Raw genomic sequence first — 3,969 nt, forward strand, 5'->3', positions numbered from 1 at the left:
GAGGGCACTGAAAAAGTCTAATTTTTATTAAAGGCAGTTGAAAGTTCAATCTAATGAACTTTCAACTGCCTTTTTACTTTATAATATTGTTATCAAATGTATGTAGGTGGTATCCAAGTGATTTCAAATCAAGAATCTCTCAACTTTAGCCCATTCATGGCTTTATACGATATTGTTGTACCAAAGGATAATATGCTTCGTAAAATAAATGAGCTTGTAGACTTTAATTTCATACTTGAAGAATTAAAAACAAAATATTGTCTTGATAATGGTCGCAATGCTGTTTCGCCAATTCGCATGTTCAAATATTTACTTCTTAAATCAATTTATGATTTGTCAGATGTAGATGTAATTGAACGTTCGAAATACGATATGTCATTTAAATATTTTCTCGACATGGCCCCAGAGGATTCAGTAATTGACCCAAGCTCATTAACGAAATTTCGTAAACTTCGTCTTCAAGATGTAGGTTTATTAGACATGCTTATTGGCAAAACCGTTGAGATTGCTTTAGAAAAAGAAATCATTAAGAGTAAATCAATTATCGTGGATGCAACACATACTAAAGCCCGTTATAATCAAAAATCACCGAGAGAGTTTTTACAAGAGAAATCAAAAAATGTCCGGAAAGCAGTTTATCAACTAGATGAATCAATGAAAGAAAAATTCCCACCAAAAACGACTTCTAACGAAGTAAATGATGAATTGGATTATTGTCGTAAAGTGATTACTGTTATTGAAACTGAGCCACAAATCGCTGAGATTCCTGCTGTCAAAGAAAAATTAAACGTACTAAAAGAAGTTGTAGAAGATTATGCAGAACAACTAAGTTATTCAAATGATCCAGATGCACGTGTCGGACACAAAACGGCTGACTCTTCTTTTTTTGGATTTAAAACACATATAGCTATGAGTGATGAACGGATTATTACAGCTGCGATTGTTACTACTGGTGAGAAAAGTGATGGAAAGTACCTGAAAGATTTAGTTGAGAAAAGTAAAGAAGCAGGCATGACAATTGATAGAATCATTGGTGATACAGCTTATTCAGAAAAAGATAATATTCAGTATGCAAAAACCGAAGAGTTTCAATTAGTATCTAAACTAAATCCACAGATTACACAAGGTGGACGTGCTAAAGAGGATGAGTTTGAGTTTAATAAAGATGCAGGTTTGTACGTTTGTAAAGCAGGTCACATGGCAATACGAAAAGCACGAACGGGAAAGAAAGAACAAGGGAAAAATCAAAAAGACACCTATTACTTTGATATTAAAAAATGTGCAGTATGTCCGTTCCGTGATGGCTGTTATAAAGAAGGGGCAAAAAGTAAAACATATTCTGTTTCAATAAAATCCACAGAACATAAGGAACAGGAAGCATTTCAAAATAGTGTAAGCGTCAAGTAAAAATGAACACTTTTCGCTAATTAATTTTGGACACTTTTATCCTCAGTCTTCAAAAATAGAAGTACGGTGTTTCATCCGATAACTTTCATCATTCTTAAAATTAATTACCTCTGCTCGATGAACGATTCTGTCTAGGATGGCGGTTGTGATGCCCGGATCTCCTAGTAAGTCACCCCATTCAGAAGGTGCTTTATTTGAAGTTAAAATAATTGAAGCTTTATCATACAAATCATTGATTAAATGAAAGAATAAGTTAGCTTCGCGATTATCCATCGCCATAAACATCAAATCATCGATAATAACTAAGTTTGAATCTCTAATTCTTTTCATTCTAGTTTGAGACTTTCTAGTGAATTCCTCTGTTTTAAGGGTCTGAATGAGTTCCCCCATAGATATAAAAGATACTTTGTAGCCACTGTAAATTGCCTCAATTCCTAATCCTGTCGCCAGATGTGTTTTACCCACACCTGGCGGTCCTAAAAGGATCATATTATAAAGCTGATCTAACCATGTAAATTCCTTTAATTGATTCATTTGCTTCTTGCTTATAGAATGCTGTTCGTTCAGGTTATAGTCCTCCATTGTTTTATAGAAAGGAAAGTTGGCCCACTTTAATCTTCTTTCAATTAGTTTCTCTTCCCGACGTTTTTGTTCATATATTGTTAAGTAATTGAGAAAGACTTGGTATGTCCAGTCTTCCGACTCGGCTTGCCTAAGAAGAGTTGGTAAATAATCGGCCGTTTCTGACAATCTTAAAGAGCGCAATTGCTGCTGAAGCTGATCTAGAGTAGACATTATTTAGACACTCCTTCCAGCACTTCCAGATAACTATCCAGATTGCGAGTATGCGGCTTGGTGGATATTGTCAGTTTATCCGCATCAGTAAGTTGAACGATGTTTGATTCCACAATGGGGGCATCCTTGTCCACTTGGCTCTGGCGTTTGACATACTGAACGATATCGCTAAATTCAGTCGCACTATAAATCCCCTTATTTATACACATTTCAAGCACTTCATCGATAAGCTCGGGGTCTGACTTAATCTCTTTTCCAATCAGCTGAAGCTGATCCCGTATGTATCTTGGATATCGTCGGTGTATTTCCTTCAAGTAGCTATGTGCGAGTTCTTGATTCTTAAACTTTTCAGCGATACTCGTAATGTACGCTGGAATTCCCTTCGTGCGGTCACGAGTGTGTTGTGTATCCTGAATTAACTTTCCTTTTTGATGACTAATCTTATGCTCTGCAATAGTTGGACCATCTTTCTCATCTCGTATCAATAAATAGCCTTCGTCTGTTGCTTCGATAAATACACTCTTCCCTTTTTTGTATGTTCCGAGAGGAACTGAATATCGATTAGAAAGGTAAACAATGGTGTTGTCCTTCCTGACTGTTCTTGTTATACTTGAATTAATATTTGATATAGTTATCTTTTTGATGATCGGTCTTAAGTGTTGCTTTTCCAGAGAAAACACTTCGACTGGTCTCTTTTTTGTGGTGTTATGTACCTTTTTATTTCCGGTTCTATCTAACCAGGCAAGGGTTTGTTCATTCCATGTATCGATATGATCAAACACTCTATTTTTAGCGAAGTTTCCCTTTATATAACCAACCACATTTTCAATTTTTCCTTTACTTTCAGGGTCTGCTTTTCGACATATTGTGAAGTTTAATTTCCTTTCTTCACGGTAAGATTGAAACTCAGCTGTAAGAATAAGATCTCCAGAATTTTCACTAACGATGAGTAATGAATCTTGATCATAAACAAGTTCATTAGGGATACCCCCAAAATACCGGAATGCATTCTCATGACAACGAATCGCGTCCTTGGTTGTAAAAGGGCGATCCAACCACTCTACATACTTATAACGAGAGTGCGAAAGCACAAAAGTAATAAAGTTTAACTTTACAGAGGTTCCGTCTGACTTTTTTTGGTTTGTTTGGCCAAAGTCTACTTGTGCCTGCTGACCCATTGGAAGTTCCGGCACTGCTTGATAAATACGCTTCTCTTCTTCCTTAGGTATAGAATATTTTTCACGTAATTCTTTCACATAACCGCGAACAGTGCTTTCTCCAACTTTTAAATCTTTGTATTTTTCCAACAGCCAATCGTGTATTTGGGCAGCTGACATATCAGGATGCTCCGTAAGCCAAGTATGGATAATCATTTCATAAGGATCCAATTTCTTTTTCCTAGATTTAGTAGAAGCCATCCATAAGCTCATTTCTTCTGGTGATTTCTCTAGGTATTTATAAACGGTTGTCCTTGAAACTCTTAGCTTTCTAGCTATTCTCCTAACTTTAAAACCTTGTTTTTTTAACTGATGAATTTCCATGTACATTTCCCACTTTTCCACCTTCCGTTTCCCCCCATGACGTATAATACAGTTAAATATTATACAGGATGGAAGGGATAAATGATGTGAGGTAACCGCGCAAGCGGCCGAGCATGTAAAAGGCTGTCGCCCCTACGGGGCAACAGCCTTTTACATGCCTATTCCCCCAAGAAAAGTGTTCATTTTTATCTAGCAATAACTGTCTACTTTAGTTTAGCAGTTACAA

The 3,969-nt window shown here is 36.3% G+C and carries 2 protein-coding genes and 1 pseudogene; 1 reads left to right on the forward strand and 2 read right to left on the reverse strand.

Translation table 11 applies throughout. The features are described 5' to 3' along the window. Positions 1-117 precede the first annotated feature (117 nt). Positions 118-1,404: pseudogene (locus tag QY97_RS06505) on the forward strand (IS1182 family transposase); the annotation flags it as partial. 45 nt (positions 1,405-1,449) lie between these two features. Here the strand turns inward: QY97_RS06505 and istB are convergent. Then, positions 1,450-2,202, reverse strand: coding sequence for an IS21-like element helper ATPase IstB (istB, locus tag QY97_RS06510; RefSeq protein WP_039231086.1), 753 nt, complete (start codon positions 2,200-2,202; stop codon positions 1,450-1,452). Then, positions 2,202-3,749: an IS21 family transposase gene (gene istA / locus QY97_RS06515; protein ID WP_039231088.1), complete on the reverse strand. Its 1,548-nt coding sequence runs from the start codon at positions 3,747-3,749 to the stop codon at positions 2,202-2,204. The genes istB and istA overlap by 1 nt, the downstream gene beginning before the upstream one ends. Between the last annotated feature and the right edge of the window lie 220 nt (positions 3,750-3,969).

The sequence above is a fragment of the Bacillus thermotolerans genome (assembly GCF_000812025.2).
GTDB lineage: Bacteria > Bacillota > Bacilli > Bacillales > Domibacillaceae > Quasibacillus > Quasibacillus thermotolerans.